This window comes from Planctomycetota bacterium (assembly GCA_038746835.1).
Lineage (GTDB): Bacteria > Planctomycetota > Phycisphaerae > Tepidisphaerales > Tepidisphaeraceae > JBCDKH01.
In genome coordinates this window covers 22,228-37,858 of sequence record JBCDKH010000011.1, presented here as the reverse complement: position 1 = coordinate 37,858, position 15,631 = coordinate 22,228, and the positions used below count along the sequence as shown (strand labels likewise).

Genomic DNA, 15,631 nt, shown 5'->3' with positions numbered 1-15,631 from the left:
GCTCGCCAGCTTCGGCGAAGACGCCGACGGCGAGCTCTACGTCGCCACGTTCAACGGCAACGTCACCCGCATCGACTTCGACAAGACCGGCGGCGATGCCGACTTCGACCTCGATGTCGACCTGGCCGACTTCGGCATCCTGCGGGCCAACTTCGGCCGGACAGACAACCCACGCTTCCAGGACGGTGACTTCAACGAGGACGACGCCGTCGACCTGGCCGACTTCGGCATCCTGCGGGCCAACTTCGGCACGTCCAGCCCGGGCGACCTTGCCCTGCTCGATGCGTGGTACGCCAGCGTCGTTCCCGAACCCACGACCGCATCACTCCTCGCCATCGGCGGCGCGATCCTGCTGCGTCGACGTCATCGATAGTCGACCTCAAGTCGCCCTCGACGACAGCCGACGCAGACCGGGACACCTCGTGTCCCGCGCTGCTCATGGACGACATCGAGACTGCAACACCTGCCGGCCGCGATCCGCTGGATCGCATGACGCCGCTCGGCAAGCCGGTTCGGGAGTGCAGTCGCGAGGACGTGTTGATGCTCGCCAACGTCAGCCGCTTCGAGGCCGAGCGCCATCTCACCGACGCCGTCTGGTACGAATCGATGGCCGACGAGGTCGCCCCGCGCGAGCCGACGGCCAAGGTCTTCATCGACGCCACCCGACGCGACGACGACGAGGACGATGGCGGCTCGACCGGACTCGACCATGCCGTGACGTCCGGTCTGCTGCGTGTCACCGACGACCACGAGTCGCGTCGCACACGCGCTGCCTGACCAGCCCCTCGCGAACCCGACCCCTGTTGCGTTACCAAAGACGCCGAGGCGGAAGCTTCGGGTTGTCGGATCGCTTGATCTGACAGGACCACGAACTCGGTCTCCAGAGGTTGCGGTCCGGCAAGTCTTCTAGAAGATGTCGGGATGCGACGCCCAGTCCTCCCGATGTTGTTCCTCGCGCTCGCGGCTTTCGTCAGCTCGTCCTCGGGCCAGACGAAGCTGGGCATCGATGTCCTCGAAGCCGACGACTTCGCGATGCTCGATGGCCAACGCGTCGGACTCGTCGGGCACGCCGCCAGCCGTTCCGGCGATCTGCGCCACACGGCGGACGTCCTTCGTGCAGGCGGCGTCAATCTCGTCGCGCTCTACGGCCCCGAGCACGGCGTCTTCGGCGACATTTACGCCGGCGACAAGGTCGACGATCTCACCGACCGACGCACCGGCCTGCCGATCTATTCGCTCTACGGCGCGACGCGAAAGCCCACGCCCGAGATGCTCGCAGGCATCGACGTCATGGTCTACGACCTCCAGGACATCGGCAGCCGGTCGTACACCTACATCAGCACGCTCGAAGCCGTCATCGATGGGGTGGCCGAGGCGGACAAGCCGCTCGTCGTCCTCGATCGCCCCAACCCGCTCGGCGGCAATCGAATCGAAGGCGGCGGCGTGAATCCGGAGCTGGAGAGCTTCGTCAGTGCCATCGACATCCCGTACGTCCACGGCATGACCACCGGTGAGCTTGCCCTGCTGATCCAGCAACGCAACGCCCCCGACTGGGACGGCCTGACCGTCGTCGCGATGGAGGGCTGGACCCGCGACACCATGTGGAGCGACACCGGCCTGAAGTGGGTGCCGACCAGCCCGCACATCCCGCACGCCAGCAGCTGCTGGGGCTACGCGGCCACAGGCATCCTGGGCGAGCTCATGCAGATCTCCAACGGCGTCGGCTATACGCTGCCCTTCGAAATCGTCGGCGACCCGGACTTCGACGCCGAAGCCATGGCCGAGACGCTCAACGCTCAGATCGGCACCGACGGCCTCGTCTTCGTGCCGGTCCACTTCCGGCCGTACTACGCGACGCACAAGGGTGAGACGTGTCGCGGCGTGCAGCTCGTGGTCGACCCGACGACCCAGGCCAACCTCTACGAGATCAACTTCCGGGTCCTCGCCTTCGCCGATGCGGCGGCCGTCTTGTCCGCGGCGGAGAGTCGGCACGGCATGTTCGACAAGGTCACCGGCAGCACGGCCATGCGTGAAGTGCTCATGACCGGCGGCGATCTGGAGGCCCGACTTGCAGACGAGCGTGAGCAGGCCGAGGCGTTCCGGACGGTGCGGGAGCCGTTCCTGCTGTACGAGTGAAGGCGGGATGAGGCCGATTACCGGACGCTGGGCCGGCCTGACGGGGTCACATTGCCTTGTATCGCTGTGGAATTGTTATAGAATCCCGACTGGTAGCCGTCGCGGCCAGTTGTCGCACGGGCGTCTGGCGTCCGCAAACGGCCCGTTTTGTTCAGGACTCTGATTCTGGGAGATAGATATGCGAAACATCGCGATTTGTGCTGCCGCCGCTGCGGCTTGTGGACTGGCCGGCACCGCTCAGGCCGCCTTCATCGTTGAAGCACTCGGCACGGCCAGTGGTAACTACGCCTACACCGGCGCTGGCGGCACGGCTGCAAGTGGCCCTTCGACGGGTGTCAGTGCCCCTGGCACTTCCTCTGCCGGCTCCATCTTCGGTGGCAACGGCACCGTCGACGAGTACACCTACAGCTACACCCCGGCTGTGGACGCCGACAACACGGTCTTCGCCCCCGGCACCGCGCTCAACAGCTTCTGGGATCCCGATGGAACGGATCCGAACGACGGCCTGTTTGCCACGGGACTCGTGGGCGGAGTCGCTGGCTTCTACAACGTGTACACCGTCTGGCCGGAGACGACCAACACCAGCAGCCAGCCGACGACGTTCGTTGCCACGGGCGACCAAGGCGACGCCACCTACGTCGTCAATCAGAACATCAACTCTCTTGACACCGGAGCAGGCATCGGCCTCTGGGAGCTGATCGGCACCATCGCGATCGAGGATCCGTCGGCCACGTACACCGTCACGCAGAACCACGACGGCTCCCCCGGCTTCGTGTCGATGCGTAGCTTCGGCGTCCTGTGGGAGTACGCCGGCCCGATCCCCGAGCCGGCCTCGGCGTCGCTGCTCGGCTTGGCCAGCTTCGGCCTGCTTCGCCGTCGCCGCTAACCGCCTTTCCCACCGAATCGGCCCGACCGCCGATTCGGTGCTTTCCGCGCTTGAATTGCCGTTCCGGTTTTGCGATGATCCGGCGTAAGCTTCTATAAGACCGCGTCGCCGGACCGATGCAACCCTCGATCCGGCAACGACGAATCAACGGGCTTACCAGTCAACGGGGACGCGGCCGACACGGCCGACCATCGCCTTCCTCAACCCATCCAGCTATGCCTTACACCGCTCGCACAGGACGACGCCACGGTTTCACGTTGGTCGAGCTCCTCGTCGTCATCGGCATCATCGCCCTGCTCGTCGGGATTCTGCTCCCGACCCTCAGTAAGGCGCGCCAAAGCGCCGGAGCCGTCGCTTGCGCCTCGTCGCTCCGCGAAGTCGGCAAGGCGTTCGTGCTCTACGCAAATGAGTTCGGGTACGCCTTTCCTGTAGCAGTGCACGAAGCGAACAGCGACGCGTCCAACTCGGACCCGTGGCTACTTGATTTTCCGACCAATCCCGATGACCCCGGCGAGCGACGCTGGAGCGATCTCGTCGCCCCTTACATCACAGAAAGCGACGTCACGGATTCTGACGACATCGACACGATCCGCGAGAAGAGCGTTATTTGGGGCTGCCCGGAGTGGCAGGGTTCTGGTCAGTTCGATCCCAACTTCGGCTTCGGCGACCGAGTCCGAACCGGGTACGGAATGCAGTACTATCCAACGGGTGCTGAGTTTTGGGCACGCGGTGGGGAAGAACAGTTGGCTTATCTCGGCCAGAACACCCAGGGCAACTATTTTAAGATGGCGACGTGGGGGCGTGACGGATCGTCCAGGGCGCTGATCGGCGACTCCATGTTCCACATCCTCAACACTCCGTCGACCTTCAACTACCAGACAGACCGGGTGCATCCCTTCAACTTCGGTGAAAGCGTTTGGGTCGGCCCGCCGCTGTTTGCTGTCGATGCCACGCGCCACCTCCGCGGAGCGACGAAAGAGGAGGCAATGACGCAGAAAGGGCTCAACATGCTCTTCGTTGACGGGCACGTTGAGAAGCTCAGCGTGGCGGAGGCGTACAACGCAATTCGTGCTCCCGGCTACGCCGATGTTGCTGAACTCTTTGCCACCGGCGGAACGTTCGTCTTTGAGCCTTGATCGACCCGCATGAATGGAACAGAGCGGCGGCGTCACGATCGTTGACGCCGCCGCCTTTTTTCATTGCGAAGGGCTAGCGACGCCGCGCAATACCAAAGACTGCAAAACCTATCACGCTCAGAGCGAAAGTCGGTTCAGGAATCGTCAACCTAAGGAGCATTGCGGACGTGCTTCGAGAGCCTCCAAAGCCGAAGTAAGTGTTCAAAATGCCGAAATCCGCCAAATTGACAGTGCCGTTACCATCGAAGTCACCCTGTGCCCAGCCACCCGATGAGCCAAAGTTTGCATTGAGCAGACCAAAGTCTGCGAGATCCACCATTCCGTCGAGGTTTGCATCGCCAAATTCTGTAGACAACACATCACGGATTACGATACTCGCATCGGAAGCGACTAAATGATCGAACGTGATTGTCATATCAGTTTCAAGATCGTATTCATCAAACATATCATTCGCTAACGGCGAAGTAGCGACACGATTAGCAAGTAAATCGATATCGTCGCTATCGACAATTTGATCTCCGTTAAAATCACCTGGAATCAGAGACTTGGCTTCCACAGTGAAAGCAGCACCGCTGGTGCCCGAGAGCGTTACACCCGAGAGGTCGAGATCCACATCATACACGAGCGACCCGGACGGTGCTGTCGTTGATGTGAGAACGTCGCCAGACTTGAAGACATCACCCTCAAAATTGACGCCGATCATCCCTCTCGATAGTACAGTCTGACCTTGAGAAATAACGTAGACTGTTGCAGGGTCGTTGACGCTTTCTTCGTAGCTCGTAAAACCGCCGTCACCGGGAACGGCGAAATAAGGTGTATACGCCGACACCGAGTTGATTGTATAATCGAGCGTGATAGATGAGGATGCCGACGTCATGACAATATTCTGTTGATTAATCGTTGGATCGAAAGAGACAACTTCTGCAGATGAAAATCCACTTCCAAAGAGAACTTCCTCGTAAGTCTCTTTGCTCCAAGGCTTACCTGTAAAGATCGATCCTGGCTCGCTGTCGATAATTCGCTTGTAAACGATTGCCCCACCTCTCAGCGACGTCGAGATTGAAAAGTCTTCTACGCCAGCACTCGACCAAGTCCCAAAACCAGCGGTATCACGAGTTCCAAATCCCGCGCTCGGCCAACCTGATGTGTCTACTATCTACGTCCCACCAGCACTCAATGCAATACCGATATCAGGTGGCCCTTGAGTCGTTTGGCCTATCGGCGCATCCATCACACTTACCGTCCTACTGCTGTCAACTACAGTTCCATCAAAGAAAGACCAGTCCGTGATGTTCCCATTCAATGTCGAGGCTCCGCCGACTCTTCCCTCGGTAATTCGTGTGTTAAAGGTCGCAGAGAAATCGATTTGTGTCTCGAACGCTGAAATCACACTGACAGGTACAACAGCAGCGACGAGCGCTGCTGCTACAGATTTCTTCTTGTGTTTCATCGCAACTCCTACGAGAATGTGATTCTAAACACTCCCCACGGAATGTTTATCACCGCAAATTGTCCTCGGTGACCGTAACGGAATCACTATCGCATTCCAACGGCGTGCCATGCGACAATCTGGCTACGCATAGAATTAGTAAACTGCAGGAATATCACATTATTGCTACGCCGACCTTTTCCGACGGGCGACGCGCGGGCGGCCGAGGGCGTCGGTTGCCGTTTGCACCTTGCTGGCGCGGTTCGGGTCGGTGACGTGCTCGAGAATCTTGGCCAGTTCGAACGTGCCGCTGGTCGCGCCGGGGCCGTTGGCGGCCTTGAGGTCTTCGACACCTTCAAGGGCGTGTTCGACACGCTTCCGGGCGAGCTCGACGTAGTCCTCGTTGAGCTCGATGCCGACGTACTGCCGGCCGAGCAAAGCCGCGGACAGGCAGGTCGTGCCGCTGCCGTTGAACGGGTCGAGCACGACGTCACCCGGATGGCTGGCGGCCTTGATGATGCGATCGAGCACGGCGATCGGCATCTGGCAGCCGTGCCAGCCTTCACGCTCCTTGAACGTGCCGCAGACGCGGCTTTCGTTCCAGACGTCCTGGTCGGGCTCGAAGAGATCGCCCTGAGCTTCCTGCGGCCGGAGGTACCACGTGTCGTCGGGCAGCTTGCCCTTCTTGCTGGCCCGCGGGTCGTTGTAGATCGTCTGGCGAGCGCTCTTCACGCGGATGTCGTCGCCGTTGAACGTGAACTTCTTGGCGTCCTTGGTGAAGTAGAGGATGTGCGTATGGCTGCGGGCAAACTTGTGCTTGGGCTGCTGGCCGAAGGTGTAGTGCCAGATGATCCAGTTCCGCATCGTGAAGCCGAGCTTCTTGGCCTCGACGCAAAGCTCGGCCGCGTAGTCGTCGCCGATGGCCAGGAAGAAGCTGCCGGTGTCTTTCAGCGCGTGCTGGACGGCCTTCATCCATTCGCCGCACCACTTCACGTATTGCTCGGCCGGCTTAAGGTCCTCGTAGCCGTCGTAGAGGTAGCCGATGTTGAACGGCGGATCGGCAAAGACGAGGTCGACCCAACCGGCGGGTCCGTTCTGGAGCAGCTCGAGCGAGTCGCCCTGGATGATCTGATTGGTCACCGGCACGCCGGCAGGATCGTAAAGGCGTGGCTTGATCTGGCCCACCACACCTGGCTTTTGCGACCGTGCCCGCTTTTTGACGGCCTTGAGGCCCTTGGAATGCGTCTTCTGGCGGTCCTTGAGGTTGCGTGGAGCCGTCCGGGTGCGCTTCTTGACCGTCGTAGCCGATGCCATGGGTGCCGTATCGGCTGCTTCGTCCCATAACCTGCAGCGTGCAGGCTGCCGCCCTCCGCATGCTCGACGCGAACCTGAACCGCTGCCGAGAGGGTCTGCGGACGATGGAGGACGTCGCTCGATTCGCGTTGGACGACGCAGAGCTGTCCGAACTTGCCAAGACCGCCCGCCATCGACTCGCATTGGCGACAAGTGACCTGCAGGCGTCCGCCATCACACATCGCGACACGCCAGGTGACGTCGGCACACGCATCTCGACGCCTGCTGAAGCCGATCGACCAGACCTCGCTGCGGTCGCCCTCGCCGCGGGCAAGCGGACGACGGAGGCCCTGCGGGTGGTCGAGGAGACGCTCAAAACACTCGATGCCTCAGCCGCCGCGGAGGTCGAGCAGGTTCGCTATGCCGCCTACGAGCTGGAGCGACGGCTCACGCTCGCCCTCCGGCCACGCGATCGATTCGCAGGCGTTCGCGTCTACGTCCTCATCACCGAGAGCTTCTGCCGGCGCGACTGGTTCGAAACGTCGAAACTCGCCATCGACGGCGGAGCGGACGTGCTGCAGCTGCGCGAGCCGGACCTGCCGTCGGGCGAGCTTCTGATCCGAGCACGTCGACTTCGCACGCTCTGCGGTGAGAGAAAGTGTCTGCTGATCGTCAACGACCGCCCTGACGTCGCGCTGCTTGCCGACGCAGACGGCGTCCATGTCGGCCAGAGCGACCTCCCGTGCCGCGAGGTCCGCAAGCTGGTCGGGGCGAGCAAAATCGTCGGAGTCAGCACGCACGACATCGATCAGGTCGAAGCAGCGTGGCGCGACGGCGCAGACTACGTCGGCGTCGGCCCGGTCTTTCCGAGCCCGACCAAGCCACGCGATTTTCTTCCTGGCCTGGAGTTCGCCCACGAAGCCGCCGCACTCGATCGACTCCCGACGGTCGCCATCGGCGGCATCACGTCCGACAACGCTCCGGCCGTCTGGCAAAGCGGTGTCACCGCCATTGCGGTCACGTCTGCGGTGACCAAGGCCGATGATCCTGCGTCCGCCGTGCGTCAGCTTGCGATGCCGACAGACCACTGAATCGCCCAAGCCGAGGGTATCGATCGGGTCGGCAAGCAACGATGCGACGCCCCATTCGATTTGAAACCGAAATGGGCACAAATCCGTCTTGACATCTTGACGATACAAGCTTTTGGTGCCACAATGCCCGACGGCTCACCTGTATTGGGCCTCGGTTCCTGTTACAACGGTCGCATGGCAAGCAGCACGCTCACCCGATCCGACGACAGCGGAAGCCTCAGCCGGCGAGAAATGGTTGAGGCGCTGAGGGAACACGTGAATTCCGGGGAGTTCACCGATGCCTTCCCGCTTCCGTCTGAGCGGATGTTGAGCACGCGATTCTCAAGCCACCGCACGACGGTCCGGCGGGCGTTGATGCAACTGATCGACGAAGGCGTTTTGCGCCGCGACGGCCGACGGATCATGGTTGCCAAGCCCTCGCGTGGGTTCCTTACCGGCACGGCCGCCCTCATCCTGCCGCCTCCGGTGTCGACGCACGAGCCGGCGATCTGGCAGCGATGGTCGCAGTACATCACGCTCAACCTGAGTCGTTCCATCAGTGAGGCCGGCCTTAATCTGCTGTCGCTCCATCCGGACCAACTCACCGACGACTCACTGCGTCGACTGAGTCAGATGCAGCCGCTCGGCGTGCTCGTGCCGGAAGTCTTCGGCCTGAACACTGCCGCGGTGTGCGAGCTGTGCGAGGCGATTCAGCGTCACGACCTGCGACTCGTCGCCAGCGGTGGCGATCCGTCGTTCGCCGCATTCGATCGCGTCGCTTCCGACCACACACACGGCGGGAACATCATCACGCAGGCCCTGATCGATGACGGGAAGACCCGACTAGCCCATCTGTCGGGTGCCTCGCCGGACGTCTACTGGATGAGGAACAGACTCGCCGGCTCGGACGAGGCGTGTGCGGCAGCAGGACTCGATCGGCCTCAACGGGTGACGATTCCGACTTCGATTGCGATGACCAACCGCGACGCTTTCGACGCGCACGTGAAGGCCATCGCTGGAAGTCTGCTGGCGGCGTTCGGAGCGAGCCTTGAGGTCGATGCCCTGATGGTTGCTAGCGATCGCGACACCTACGCCGTCGCATCCGCCGTCCGGCTTTTCGGGAAAACGCCCAACGAAGACGTCATCGTCTGCGGCTACGACAACGTCCACTCACTTTGCGAGGAATCGCTGTTCGAGGCGTCAGTTCCGGCGCTCACGGTCGACAAGCACAACGACCTGCTCGGCAAAGAAATGCTCGATCTGCTGCACGGCCGGGTCGATGGCTCACTCGCCGACGAGCCGCAACTTCGTCTCGTCAAACCGACATTGATCCGCCCGACCGCGGGTTAGATGTCTTGTTGCTTCGTCACTGCCACGAGTACTGACTGCATCACCACCGACTGAGGAGGTCCCAAGTGAAAAATCGCTACAACAAGACAAGGAAGGGCTTTACGCTCGTCGAGCTGCTCGTCGTCATCGGCATCATCGCACTGCTCGTGTCGATTTTGCTGCCGACGCTCGGCAAGGCTCGAGAGTCGGCTCGAACAACGAAGTGTCTGTCGAACCTCCGGCAGGTCGGCATGGCGTTCATCGCTTACACGATGGACAACGACAGCCGGCTCCCGCCGTCCTACCGGCCGCACCCGACGCTCGGCGGTCAGTATCAGAACATCGCGTGGCCGCGAATCGTCGACAACGGCTACATCGATATCGACCGGACCGAAACCGTCGAGTCGATCAGTGGCGGTCCCTTCAACAACGTCCGCACGGCTGAGATTCTGACCTGCCCTGCCTCGCCGACATATGTCGACCAGAACGTGCCCGTCGCTCGGCTCGACGCCATCGCGACAGAGATCAACGGCTCGACGGTGGCTGGCCGAATCTACCGCTCGACCGGCGGTGACCGACGCCTGGCACAAGAGACGTACCTTGACACCGAACCAGGTGCCGGTGGCATCTTCACCCAGTACGCAATCAACGGACAGTGGGGCTGGCACACCACGCACAACAACCTCCACAGCCGAACGGCCTTTGCCCTACAGGACATGGTCTGGCCGTACGGACTCCAGTGGGGCGACGAGAAGATCGGTCGCTTCGGTCGCAAGGGGGCTTCGGAGCTGTTCCTGCTCGGCGAGGGCTCGACCGACTGGGGTCTGCTCAAGACGTCGTTCCAGCACGGCGATGACGAGAACCCCTCGTCCAACTTCGTCTACCTCGACGGCCACGCCAGCAACCACCGCGTCGGCGACATCCGTTTCAAGAGGAACCCCAGCAACGCAGTCGAGTTGATCGTCTGGGACAACCGCCTCTGGACCCAGAAGCCGGGCGGCCCGCTCTGATTCTTAGCGTCCCGCTTTGACCCAACGCAGAAGAGGCACGTCAGCCCGATCGGCTGGCGTGCTTCTTTTTCGCCGTTGTTGCGTGCCACCAAACAAGACAGAGGCGGCTCGCACGTTGACTACGCCGGAATCGACGATGGCGACCAGCCGTCCGATGACACATCACTCGAGCTGACGGTCGCGTCGGATTCGACCCGCCAGTCGTGGGCGTAGCCGCGGATTCGCACGTCGTCGGTTCGCAAGTTCGAGACGGTCGCACCACAGATCGCGGCAAGCGCCGTCGCCCAGCTTGCATTGCCGTCACCGGTCCCGACGCAGTCGAGCGCGATGTCACGCAAGCGGATGTCGTGGCACTTGGCGTGATTGAACGTGATCGCCGCGAGATCGCTCTCGAGGAAGCGTGCCGTGTACTCGCCGCCCAGCGTGTAGACCTCGCCCTTGACGAGTTTTTCGAGAAAGCCGGTGTTCAGCTGAGCCTGCGACTCGGCAAGCAATCGGGAGCGGACGCGTTCGAGCGTCAGCCCTTTGATCTCGTGCTCCAGGTTGAAAAACAGCGGGCCGGTGTGCTCCGCAGTGAGGTTGCGAATCGTGACGTTGCGCATTGGGTGATACGCGCAGATCACCGGGCCACCCCAGCCGTAGACGTTGACGTTCTCGATGACGATGTCCTTGTGTTCGTCAGCCGTTGGCCACTCCCAGTCGTCGCGGATCTGCTTGCCCCCGTCCCAGCCGAGCTTTATGGCGGCGTCGGAGCCCTTGCCGGGCGTGTTGACGAGCGTCAGGTTGCTGAAGTGGACCGACTCCAACGGCCTGTCCTTCGCGGCGATCGTCCGCACGATACCGGCTCCGTGGATGTTGTGGGCGACGACGTTCGACACTGCAACGCCGCGAATCGGTCCGCCCGTCCGGTTCTGACACAGCGCCGAGTCGACGGCGATGACGTCGTCGCCGAACACGCCCGTCACGCCGTTGATCGCGACGCGTTCGGCCGGCCCATTGATGTGGACGCCGTCCTGCCACGGGTGATTGCCGTCCTGGAAGAAGTTGATGTCCCGAACGTGGACATCGGTGACGTCTTCGATGCGCAGTCCCCAGCCAGAGGTTCGGCCGATGCGGATGCCGCTGACCGACAGGCCGTGCACGCCGCAGAAGTGAATGCCGTTGGACCCACGCGGCGGACGGTCGGCCTGACCGTCGAAGCTGCTGCGGCCATCGCCGATGACGCTGATCTGCTCGTCATGGCCTTCGAGTTGATGGCGGACAGCGTTGGTCAACATCGGCCGCCGCATGTCCGGCGCAGCCACGACACACGCACCGGCCAGTACGAGCGTCGTCCTGCTCGGCAGCACGATCGACGCTTGCAGCAGCCAGGTCCCATCGGGTCCCGGACCTTTCGGACCCAGGCCGATGACACGGTGCGGGGCATCCGACAGCGCTTCGAGCAGGTGCGCAATCGCCACATCTGCTGACTCGCCCGGCTGAGGAACGACCCATCGCACTGCGGGATCGGTAGCGGGACGGATCGAAGTCGGAACGTTGTGCATTGCGTCGGAACGAAGTGGATTCGGCCGCGTCGGTCATCGCTACGGGCAGCGGCGACCTGATCTGTGCCCGATTTGGAACCGAATGGCTCATTCTGGCACGAGTTCTTCCGTTCATCAAGGGCAGACGTCGGATCAGTCGAGATGCCGCTCGCCAACCCGAGCGGCATCGTCGGCAGGCCATGAACACAGCATTCGCTCGCCATGCGACTTGAAAAGTGACCAATTTGGGCACACAATTGTCGGACCGCTGTCGGCCTCCGCCCTTCAGACCACCGCACCAATGCCCAGCTCCCCGACTTCCTTCGCCAGCGTGCGCAAAGCGCTCTGGCCGTTGTGTGCACTTGCCGCCCTCCTATTCGCCCCGAAGGCGCTCGCAGCCGACGGGTCGTGGTCGACGATGCCGCTCGACGAGCTACGCGCCGTGCCGGGCATCGACGTGGTCGAGGTCGACTTCACCGGCGGCCGGGCGGACGAAGACGGCTTGGCGGCGTTCGGCAAGATACCCAAGCCCGGGCTCGCCAAGTTTCCCAAGGCAGACAACGTTCGCGCGTTCGGGGCGTCCCGCAGTGCTGACGAGCGGCAATGGATGCGGCACTTCCCGCTGGTCGTCACCGACAAGGCCTTCCTCGATCAGTCGCACGTCGCGGTCGACGTCTTCGTCGAATACCACCTTCCGACCTGGGCCGGCGTTCAGATCGAAGTGATGAGGGAAGACGGCCTGAAGGTCGCCCGAAGCGGTTGGGGCAACACCTCGAACTGGCGAACGCTTCAGGCAGCAGCAGACAGCGTCGACTTCGACGGCGACGGCCCGCACGTCCGCGTCGTGGGTGCCAACGAAACGCTGTTCGTCAAACGCGTCCGCGTCATCGGCTATCGCGGCACGGGCGACGACCTGTACTGGCCACGCCTCGTTCGAGCACGCGAGCTCGTCGCCGAGACGGCCGATGGCATTTTCGCTTTCCCGCAGGGCGGTGCCGGCGCGTCGCTCTCGCTGGAAAACCTCGCCAGGATCGATCGCCCGATCGACTGGCGTCTCCGCATCGCATCCCTCGACGAGGAACAGTCCTGGCACGAGTCGTCCGGGACAGCCACGGTCGATGCCAGCGCGACGACCACGGTTCAAACGCCCTTCGAAACCAGCGACTGGCCGCTTGGCCCGTACTACGCGACGCTCGACGTGACCATCGGCGAGCGCGAACTGCTGAGCCTTCCGATCCACCTCGGCGTGATCGACGACGGGCCACGATCGCTGCCTCGGGCACAGAGCGACGACGAGTACTGGTTCGGCCTCGATGCGGCGAACGGGAACATCATCCCCTTCGACAATCCGCTGTCGATGGCTTACTTCGACCTGATGGGCGTGGACATCATCCGCAACATTCCCGGCGCACGGGAGAGACAGATCATGCCGGTGGACAAGGCCAGAGTCGGCCTTGCGATGCTGGAAGAGCGTGGCATGCGTTCGGCCTACATCGCGTTTCCGGACAACTGGCGCTTGGACGGCGCTGCGTTCGAAGAGGATCGCCAGAAGCGAATCGACGGCTTTGCCAACCTCGCCGCCGAGTTCGCCGGTACCGGACCGGGACAGATCGCCTTCTTCGAGCTGGGCAACGAGCCGGACCTGCCGTTCTTCTACGGAGATTCGACGGAGCAGTACGTCGAGAGCTACCACATGGCCTTCGACGCCATTCGCGCTGCAGATCCGGAACGCGGCGCGTTGGTGATGAACGGCGGGCTCTGCTTCCACACCGACATCGGTGATCGGCGTGCCCGCGAGATCGTCAGCCTCATCAATACCGACAAGCTCGACGTCTGGGCCTACCACGGTCACGGACCGGGCGTCGAGGCGGAGCGCGAGGCCTACGAGCGACAGGTCCACGCCGTGCGTGACCACGCTTCAGGCGATGTCGAGAAAGCACTCGCCAAGCCATATCTCGAAACCGAGAGCGGCTTCAACGCGACCAACGTCGCCGGCATCGAAGAGCAGGCACGAACGGCCGTCGAGAAGCAGGTCTACGCAATGAGCGAAGGCATGCCGAGCCTCTACTACTTCCGCTTGTTCATGGAGGGCACACTGAAGACGGCCGGCTATGGCATGACGCAGAAGATCGACCGCGGAGAGCACAACCAGCCGCTCGCCAGCGTGCTGACGTACCGCAACCTCGTTCGACAGCTCCGCAACGCCGACTTCTCTCGGATCGTCGAAGCTCCGGACGCAGGCGTGGAGGCATACCTCTTCGACGGACGATCCGGCAGCAGCGAACGCCGGACGATGGTGCTCTTCAAGACGAATCCGGGCGTCGCGAGCCTGATGCTTCGCCTGCAGGACGCAGCCGTCGCTGGTGACGTGTCGGCACTGGACATGTACGGCAATGCCATCGACGTCTCACGCATCTCGCCGACGGAAGTCACCTTCGAGGTGTCTGCCAATCCGATCTATGTCAGTTGGGACCAGGCGGGCGATGCTGCCGAGGTCCGATTCGTCGAGCCGCTGCTCGCGCTCGAAACCTCGGCTCCAGCCGTCTTCGTCGGGGGCAAGACGACGCTGCGGGTGGATGTCGATGCGCTGGACGGTGTCCAGGGCACAGGGCGTCTCGAAATCGAGACGGGGAGCCAGACGGAGCTGACGCTCGACGCGTCGTCCAAGCCGGTTCGCCTCGACGAGCCTTCGCAGGTCACCTTCGAGATCGAGTCGGCCCAGACGCTCGTACCGCTGCAGATGCCTGTCCAGTGGCTCGTCTTTACCGACGCGGACGCCGAACGCGTGATGGACAATCCGCTGCTGCGGCAGTCGATTCCAAGCGTGCTCCCGGGTGTCGAGAGCGAACGCGTCGAGGGTCGCACGGTCTCGGCCGAGCCTGGGAAGCGGGTCGATCTCAACGCCTTGGCCGGCGCTCGCGAGCGACGGCCGGCCGTCGTGTACGCGATCATCGAAAGCCCGACCGACACGAGCGTGAACCTCGGCGCCGCTGCCGACTGGTGGATGAGCTGGTACGTCAACGGCGAGCCGGTCTACGACACGATGGAGACCGGCAACCGGCACGGCACGCTCGCTGATCACCAGTTCTCGGCCGACCTGAAGAAAGGCGTCAACGTTCTGTGCGGCGTCGTGTTGAGCGGATCGAGCGGCTTCGACTTCCGCTTCGGCGGGCCGAACGAGGTCGCCCTTGCAGCCGGTGAGCCGCCGGTCAATCGACTCAGCCTTCGCCTCGTCGACAGCGACGGCCAGACCATCACCCAGGGCACTTGGCCGATGCAGCTCATCGCCCCGATTCCCGGGCTCGGCGATGCAAAGCCCGGCGATTCGCAGAGCTGGGAGCACCTGCCCCCTGCCGCCGTCCTCGGTGCCGACCAGGTCGTCAACCCGAACGAGAAGCACCCGGACACCACCCGCTGGTACGGCGGGCCGGACGACCTCTCCGCGACGCTCTGGGTCCGCGACGATCCGCTCGACAGCCGTGTTCTCGTCTTCGCTGCGGTGACGGACGATCACAAGCACGAAGGCGATGCGGCGTCGATCGCGATCGTGTCGAACGACGGTGCGGCGCCGATGGAAGTCGATCTCCAGCGTGCCGGCAATGTCGACGGCCGGCAGGTGTGGCTGGCGGAACTCGCACGCAGCGATCTGCCCGCAGGCGGGTTCCGACTCTTCGCGACGATCACCGACGACGACGGCACGTTCGATGGCGTCGAGGGTCCGAAGCAGACAATCCACCTCGGCGACTCGGGCGACTTCCTGTCCGGCCTGCCGCTCATCCTCAGCGACGCCCCGCCAGCCGCGGTGTCGGCGAACTGAGC

13 protein-coding genes are annotated in these 15,631 nt (G+C 62.9%); 9 read left to right on the top strand and 4 right to left on the bottom strand.

All coding sequences use genetic code 11. The features are described 5' to 3' along the window. The 5 genes from AAGI46_02640 to AAGI46_02620 all read left to right on the top strand — a co-directional run. Positions 1-373, top strand: a 373-nt coding sequence (locus tag AAGI46_02640) for a PEP-CTERM sorting domain-containing protein (protein ID MEM1011101.1), incomplete at its 5' end; no start/stop codon positions are given. 65 nt (positions 374-438) lie between these two features. Then, complete coding sequence (locus tag AAGI46_02635; protein MEM1011100.1) at positions 439-777, top strand: hypothetical protein; 339 nt, start codon at positions 439-441, stop codon at positions 775-777. A 144-nt stretch (positions 778-921) separates the two neighbouring features. Beyond that, positions 922-2,136: a DUF1343 domain-containing protein gene (locus AAGI46_02630; protein ID MEM1011099.1), complete on the top strand. Its 1,215-nt coding sequence runs from the start codon at positions 922-924 to the stop codon at positions 2,134-2,136. A 178-nt stretch (positions 2,137-2,314) separates the two neighbouring features. Continuing rightward, complete coding sequence (locus AAGI46_02625) at positions 2,315-3,022, top strand: PEP-CTERM sorting domain-containing protein (protein MEM1011098.1); 708 nt, start codon at positions 2,315-2,317, stop codon at positions 3,020-3,022. Between the two features lie 116 nt (positions 3,023-3,138). Then, a complete protein-coding gene (locus AAGI46_02620) occupies positions 3,139-4,158 on the top strand; it encodes a type II secretion system protein (protein MEM1011097.1) in 1,020 nt (339 codons plus the stop codon). A gap of 73 nt (positions 4,159-4,231) precedes the next feature. Here AAGI46_02620 and AAGI46_02615 read toward each other — a convergent pair whose 3' ends face one another. The 3 genes from AAGI46_02615 to AAGI46_02605 form a co-directional block, all read right to left on the bottom strand. Then, positions 4,232-5,035, bottom strand: coding sequence for a hypothetical protein (locus tag AAGI46_02615; GenBank protein MEM1011096.1), 804 nt, complete (start codon positions 5,033-5,035; stop codon positions 4,232-4,234). Positions 5,036-5,314: 279 nt separating this feature from the next. Next, a complete protein-coding gene (locus AAGI46_02610; GenBank protein ID MEM1011095.1) occupies positions 5,315-5,608 on the bottom strand; it encodes a hypothetical protein in 294 nt (97 codons plus the stop codon). 165 nt (positions 5,609-5,773) lie between these two features. Next, positions 5,774-6,901: a site-specific DNA-methyltransferase gene (locus tag AAGI46_02605; protein MEM1011094.1), complete on the bottom strand. Its 1,128-nt coding sequence runs from the start codon at positions 6,899-6,901 to the stop codon at positions 5,774-5,776. 38 nt (positions 6,902-6,939) lie between these two features. Here AAGI46_02605 and AAGI46_02600 point away from each other — a divergent pair, with 38 nt between their 5' ends. From AAGI46_02600 to AAGI46_02590, 3 genes are all read left to right on the top strand, one after another. Beyond that, the gene (locus AAGI46_02600) at positions 6,940-7,971 is read left to right on the top strand and encodes a thiamine phosphate synthase (GenBank protein MEM1011093.1); all 1,032 of its coding nucleotides are present in this window, start codon (positions 6,940-6,942) and stop codon (positions 7,969-7,971) included. 174 nt (positions 7,972-8,145) lie between these two features. Further along, positions 8,146-9,300, top strand: a complete 1,155-nt coding sequence (locus tag AAGI46_02595; GenBank protein MEM1011092.1) for a substrate-binding domain-containing protein — start codon at positions 8,146-8,148, stop codon at positions 9,298-9,300. A gap of 65 nt (positions 9,301-9,365) precedes the next feature. Next, on the top strand, positions 9,366-10,289 hold the full coding sequence (locus AAGI46_02590; GenBank protein ID MEM1011091.1) for a prepilin-type N-terminal cleavage/methylation domain-containing protein: 924 nt from the start codon (positions 9,366-9,368) through the stop codon (positions 10,287-10,289). A 119-nt stretch (positions 10,290-10,408) separates the two neighbouring features. Here AAGI46_02590 and AAGI46_02585 read toward each other — a convergent pair whose 3' ends face one another. Beyond that, positions 10,409-11,788, bottom strand: coding sequence for a hypothetical protein (locus AAGI46_02585; GenBank protein MEM1011090.1), 1,380 nt, complete (start codon positions 11,786-11,788; stop codon positions 10,409-10,411). Between the two features lie 325 nt (positions 11,789-12,113). Between AAGI46_02585 and AAGI46_02580 the strand changes: the two genes are divergently transcribed. Then, positions 12,114-15,629 (top strand): hypothetical protein, encoded by a 3,516-nt coding sequence (locus tag AAGI46_02580; protein ID MEM1011089.1) that lies wholly within the window; start codon positions 12,114-12,116, stop codon positions 15,627-15,629. Positions 15,630-15,631 lie beyond the last annotated feature (2 nt).

Bases quoted from the DNA above. Each gene is read 5' to 3' on its own strand.
- AAGI46_02610 (MEM1011095.1), bottom strand. From the start codon at position 5,608: ATGAAACACAAGAAGAAATCTGTAGCAGCAGCGCTCGTCGCTGCTGTT.
- AAGI46_02625 (MEM1011098.1), top strand. From the start codon at position 2,315: ATGCGAAACATCGCGATTTGTGCTGCCGCCGCTGCGGCTTGTGGACTG.
- AAGI46_02595 (MEM1011092.1), top strand. From the start codon at position 8,146: ATGGCAAGCAGCACGCTCACCCGATCCGACGACAGCGGAAGCCTCAGC.
- AAGI46_02615 (MEM1011096.1), bottom strand. From the start codon at position 5,035: ATGACGTCGGCATCCTCATCTATCACGCTCGATTATACAATCAACTCG.
- AAGI46_02630 (MEM1011099.1), top strand. From the start codon at position 922: ATGCGACGCCCAGTCCTCCCGATGTTGTTCCTCGCGCTCGCGGCTTTC.
- AAGI46_02620 (MEM1011097.1), top strand. From the start codon at position 3,139: ATGCAACCCTCGATCCGGCAACGACGAATCAACGGGCTTACCAGTCAA.
- AAGI46_02605 (MEM1011094.1), bottom strand. From the start codon at position 6,901: ATGGCATCGGCTACGACGGTCAAGAAGCGCACCCGGACGGCTCCACGC.
- AAGI46_02635 (MEM1011100.1), top strand. From the start codon at position 439: ATGGACGACATCGAGACTGCAACACCTGCCGGCCGCGATCCGCTGGAT.
- AAGI46_02580 (MEM1011089.1), top strand. From the start codon at position 12,114: ATGCCCAGCTCCCCGACTTCCTTCGCCAGCGTGCGCAAAGCGCTCTGG.